This is a genomic window from Cupriavidus sp. MPR-AND1C, assembly GCF_058809705.1.
The window spans coordinates 1-5,514 of the sequence record NZ_JBXASU010000170.1 but is presented as its reverse complement, the minus strand read 5'-3'; the positions used below and the strand labels follow the sequence as shown (position 1 = coordinate 5,514).

Here is a 5,514-nt window from a genome sequence, read left to right as displayed (position 1 = left end):
CGCGGGCGGGACGCGTGTCCCGGCCATGAGAGCAGCCCTTGCATCGTAGGCATGGCAAGCCTTCATCCAGCTTTCCCTTCGTTGCGCAGCGGGCTCAGGGTTTATACCGGGGATGACGGTTGCGCGTAAGCCGCCACTTTGTCTTTTGCCTCGCGGTCTCGGACCGCGCCACCTTCATGGTCTGGAGATTCAATGCGAGCAGTTCTTCAAAACCTTCAAGTGCTTTCCTCACCCTCTATCTCCAGGAACACCACGACACGTACACCCGCGTGATCGCTATCCTGGCTTTTCAGTGTGTCCCATGCCGCAATCGCTTCCCACGCCCGGCACTACGCGTTGGCCCGGCTTCCATGTCGGCCAATGACTGGACGGACATTGCAATTGCCGCTAGATGCGCGGAAGCACATAGCCTTGCCGTGGCAGCCACGCAGACAATCTCCCGGCATAAGGCGGGCAAAGGACGTCGAGTCGCAACGCAGACGATCGGCGATCAAGCTTGAGCCCAAAATGCCTGCGAGGTGCCCCGGGTCAGGGTTGACGGTTGTCGAGATCCGTTTCCGGCTGATCGGGTAAAGGTATGCGACCTATTTGGCTGAAAATGATAGAGGTAGCAAAAAATACAATGTCTGCCATGTCTAGGCTGTTTTTAGATGTCAGTCGGCTGGCTAATTAGAAATGTCAGTGCGGTCGTGCCTTTTGTGCGGGGTTGGGTTCTTTCTGGGATTGACCGTCGAGCGGTGGGGCTCGCCTGAGACGACCGAGATCCGCTCAGGGTGGGGCGGTTCTGTCACCGCAGGCAACATCAACATGGCCGCGCGCTTTTCATTGACCGCGGTGCCGCGCGAGTGCCTCGAATCGGTAAGGCCGTTCACGTGCGCTTAGCAAGCGCCGATAGCAAAGGCGATGTTCGATCGGAGCAATCCCTGGATCACGGCCGCTCGTTTTCGCGCCTAGTTAGCGTGTATCGTGTATCAATGTGCATGATGGTGAAGCCTCGCCGGTCGGCTGGTTCGTAGTGCCAAATGTACGCCACCATTCCTGGCGCAGAGCAGGCAGATAACAAGCTGACGGGCCCTGATCGACGTGCGGCGCGGGCAAACGAGCTTTGCTTATTTATGACGCCAAGGATCGGCTCGCCAGCAAGACCGACCCACTGCTGCAAATCGAGCGATACACCTACGGCGGACGGGACAACTTGGTCCAACCGACCGTAGCGGCAAGATCGCCGGCTTTACCTATGACGACTTGAACCGGCGCATCTCAGCCGCGTACGGATAGACATTGTTTGGCGGTAGCCTCACGGCAGCCGGCGCCACTGTCACCTAGACCTTCGATGCCGGTAACCGGGTCACCCAGCTTGCAGATAGCGTCGGTGGCACGCTCACGCGCAGCTATGACGGCCTTGACCGGCTCACTGGAGAGACGACCCCGCAGGGGAGCGTCAGCTACGCCTATGACGCGGCCAGCCGGCGCAGTACGCTGATGCTGCCAACGGTGTGGTGGCCACCTTTGGCTACGACATCGCGAATCAGCTGACTTCCATCAGCTATGCCAACGGCGGCACGGCACCCGGGAACCTGAGCTATGGCTATGATGCGGCCGGACGGCGCACCCAGCTGGGCGGCAGCCTGGCCAATATGACTCTGCCGGCCGCCGTGAGCGGCGCCAGCTACAACGCCGCGAACAGGTTGAGCAATTGGGGGGGGCAAGCCTCACCTATGATGCCAAAGGCAACCTGACCAGCGATGGCAGCCTGACCTACACTTGGGACTCGCGTAGTCGCCTTACGGCGCTCACTGGCGGTACCACAGCCAGCTTCAGCTATGACAGCTTGAATCGGCGTAGCAGCAAGACGGTGGGCGGCACGGCCACCGCCTTCGCTTATGACGGCCTGAACGTCGTGCAGGAACGAACAGGAGGCTCGTCGACCGCGAGCTTGCTGACTGGCCTGGGTCTTGACGAGACCTTTAGCCGCACCGATACGGTTGTCGGCACTCGAAGTTTCGTCACCGATGCGCTGGGCAGCACGCTGGCGCTCACGGACGGCACTGGTTTGGTCAAGACCAGTTATGCCTACGAGCCCTACGGGGCAGCCACCGCTAGCGGCGAGGCCGGCGGTAATGCGACCCAGTACACGGGGCGCGAGAATGATGGCACTGGCCTATACTATTATTGGGCACGTTACTACCACACCGCTTTCGGGCGTTTCGTGGCCGAGGCCCCCATCGGGCTCGCTGGTGGTGATAATCTCTATGCCTATGTCGGCGGCATTCCTCTCAGATATGCAGATCCGACTGGTAAGTGCCCGATGTGTCTGGCGTTAATACCGCCCGTATTAGAAGCAGCAGGGATAAGTTTGGCCGATATTGGCATTGGTTCCGCGATAGGCGGAGGGTTGGTTGCGCTTGATAGATGGCTCAACCCTTCAGCGCAAGCTAGTGCATTCCCCCCTGGTGTTTGGCCTGGCGATATGGGATCTGCCGAATGGGATCGAAGGAATGGTGTGGGCGCTCGCGATGGCAAGGGAAGATTCCACGGTATTAAATAAGTCTGCGGCGGTCGTGGGAAGGATAACTTTGGGGTCGATCCTGATGCCGGTGACGTTTACGATCCTGCTGGAGATGTTGTTGGGAACATTAACGGTGAGAAGCCAAAATGAGCCCTGACGAACCAAAGATAATTGTTGCTCTCTATTTGAATGGAGAGCACCTTGATCCAGATTCAGTTACTCGTGAAGTTGGTGTTGTCCCTTCAAGGGCACAGAAGAAGGGCGAGCGGCGTGTGACTTCTTCTGGGCGCGAGGTTCTCGTGAAACAGGGGAGCTGGGCATGGAGTGTTGAGTTGGGATCGACATCGCTTGACGATCATCTAGCGCGACTCATTCGGTCCTTTCCGACTGGAAAGCCGTTGTCGGAGATTGCTAATGTCGAAGACGCCTATATTGATGTCTTTGTTGCGCTGTCTAGCAATTTGGACGGTGATGCGAAATGCGAGTTGGATATCAAACCAGATGTCCTTGTATCGTTAGCTCAACTAGGACTTCCGATACGCATGACTGTGGACGTTGTGCGAGAATGAATGGACTACATTGATGTAGGTAGTGGCGCTGCATAAATCGAGTTTGAAGGAAGGGGGTCTTGTGATCTTGAACGACCCGCTTACCAGCCGTGGATAGCTTGCAGCACAATGCACGCCGCAGCCACATGTACGGTCGGGGTGTTGCCGTCCATATCGGCTTCGTTCGCATGACGGGGCGCACGCTCGATGCCTACAAGCAGGTACCCAAGTTCCGCTGTGCCGATGTCGGCGCGCGGTGTACGAACAGACATTGATTGGCGGTAGCCTCACGGCAGCCGACGCCACCTACACCTACACGTTCGATGCCGGTATTCAGTACGGTACGGTTCCTTCGTTACCGAGAGTGGAGCGGCCGGCGGAGCCGCCACTGCACTCGGAAATTTCCTAACAGGTAACGATGCTTTGGAAGGCATCGGCCTTGGAGTAGCAATTGGCGCCTTCGCACCACTCGCCAGTGGTGAGGTTGCCATGATTGGTGCTGGCGGCGCGGCGGCCTTTGGTGGGACGATTGCCAACAGCTTCGGCGCTTTTGCGGGGGCTATTGGTGCGATCGCTGCTGCGATGTATCCTAATAGTAGGCACGGGTTTTGGCCGATAAATCAGAATGACATCTATTGCCCATAGCCATACGGAGGATCATATGAGTGCTGAAAGATTGAGTCACCAATGTTCAGAGAAGGTGTATAAATTTAAAGATCGTAATCTGGCTCCTATTTGGATTGGCACAATGATTGGGTTATTCACTTTTCTCGGTTTCATGATCTCACGCGACGGGCTGTTGGGCGGAGCAATTTTTCTCTTATGTACTATCTCATTGTTTGGCGTAGGCGGTTTCTTCATGCTTGCGAGCAAGTCCGATATTGTATTGAGTGATCGTGGGATATCGAGAAGTTATTTTGGGGCCACATGGCAAACAATGGAGTGGGATAATGTGAGGCTAATACGTGCATTCCCCGTTTATGTGCCATATGAGCGCGGAGCGCGACGCGGGTTTAATATTTATCCACGAGATCGAAATGGGCTATCTCCAATGCCAGCCGGGAAGATGATATTCGGGGACAAAGCGGAGAACATGTCCGATCTAATCGAAACCATCAATCACTACATAGATAAACATAAAATTTACGTCGAGATTGAAATTAATGGCGTGAGAACGAGAGCCACTCGAATATAAAGTGCCGTTTTTCACATTGGCTTCGCGGTTGCTTGTTGGATTGCGGCCGATACGCTCATGGTGACACACTCCCACCTATGACGGTCTGAACGTGGTGCGAGGAGCCCACCGAGCGTGAACTTCTGGCCTTGCGCTGGATTCCGCCTGCAACAGGAGGCGTGAGCCTATCCGCTCGCCTCTGACATCTTCGGCGATCCAGACCTACTCCGAGCCACTGCATCATGAAGTGCCCGTTGAGGCCGCCCACGATACGCCCCTCCGGCATTCGAGTGGTTGGATATCGTAGTTGCCAATTGCCGTTCTGTTGAGCTGCCGCAGATTCGCACCAATAGCAGGACGTGTCCGATCCGCTTGTTGTCGACGATCGCACCTTGATCGATTTCCGACAGCCGATCGTAGATTGCGTAGGGAAGGGCGGTGCCATTTACCCGTGGCTCTATCCGGCCATCCGGGTAGTGATAGACGTCAATGTAGCGCCCTGCGAGCTTCCGATGCTCCGGTGTGTCGGCCAACAGATAGAGCATTTTGTCGTACTGGATCGTCAGACTCTTGGACACACAGCGCGACTCGCGCCATGTAAAGATCAAATCCAAGTTCTCGTTATCGCGCAGCGGCCTGTGGGCGTCGTGGCTGTTGCGAGGCACCTTCGCAAAGCGTGCGTTGTAGTCGGCGATGAATTCCAGCATAAAGGCGTTGGCGGCCTCCATCGTGCTGATACCACGCAGGCGCAGTTCCTTCACGAGTCGGTCCTGCAGGGTCAGGTGTGTCCGTTCCACGCGGCCCCTGGCCTGGCTGCTGTTGGCACAGATACCCTCGATGTTCAGTTCGAACAAGGCCCGAGCAAACTGGGTATGCCCGTCACCACCGGTCGCGCTCGGATTGTTGACGCGGAACACGCTGGCCTTGTCGCTGTAGAACGCCATCGGCTTGCCATGGCGTTCCAGGTAGGCCCGCGTCGCGGCGAAGTACGTGAAGGTGGCCTTCGAGTGGGTAAAACGCAGCCCCATGATCCGGCTGGTGGCGTCGTCGACATAGACCAGCAGCGTGCAAGCCGGCGCCCGCTCCTCGAACCAGGCATGGTCGCTGCCGTCGATCTGGACCAGCTCGCCGAGGCAGGCGCGGCGGTTCCTTGGCTGGTGCACCTTGGGCGGGCGCAGCTTCCTGGGCACCCAGAAGCCGGCGTCGATCATGATCCGGCGCACCGTCTCCTTGGCCAGCACGATGCCATGGCGCTCGCGCAGCTTCTCGCAGGCCAGCGTGGG

The 5,514-nt window shown here is 57.3% G+C and carries 5 protein-coding genes; 4 read left to right on the top strand and 1 reads right to left on the bottom strand.

The genetic code is table 11. From position 1 onward, the window contains the following. Positions 1-1,496: 1,496 nt before the first annotated feature. The 4 genes from AC1RWI_RS37580 (at position 1,497) to AC1RWI_RS37565 (ending at position 3,702) form a co-directional block, all read left to right on the top strand. Positions 1,497-1,739 (top strand): RHS repeat domain-containing protein, encoded by a 243-nt coding sequence (locus tag AC1RWI_RS37580; RefSeq protein ID WP_492870841.1) that lies wholly within the window; start codon positions 1,497-1,499, stop codon positions 1,737-1,739. Beyond that, on the top strand, positions 1,697-2,548 hold the full coding sequence (locus AC1RWI_RS37575) for an RHS repeat-associated core domain-containing protein (protein WP_492870840.1): 852 nt from the start codon (positions 1,697-1,699) through the stop codon (positions 2,546-2,548). Before AC1RWI_RS37580 ends, AC1RWI_RS37575 begins: the two co-directional genes overlap by 43 nt. Before the next feature lie 107 nt (positions 2,549-2,655). Further along, positions 2,656-3,078 (top strand): DUF4279 domain-containing protein, encoded by a 423-nt coding sequence (locus AC1RWI_RS37570; protein WP_492870839.1) that lies wholly within the window; start codon positions 2,656-2,658, stop codon positions 3,076-3,078. Between the two features lie 402 nt (positions 3,079-3,480). Then, complete coding sequence (locus AC1RWI_RS37565) at positions 3,481-3,702, top strand: hypothetical protein (RefSeq protein WP_144409989.1); 222 nt, start codon at positions 3,481-3,483, stop codon at positions 3,700-3,702. A gap of 714 nt (positions 3,703-4,416) precedes the next feature. Here the strand turns inward: AC1RWI_RS37565 and AC1RWI_RS37560 are convergent. After that, positions 4,417-5,514: ISNCY family transposase (locus AC1RWI_RS37560; RefSeq protein ID WP_492870838.1), on the bottom strand; the 1,098-nt coding region annotated here is incomplete at its 5' end.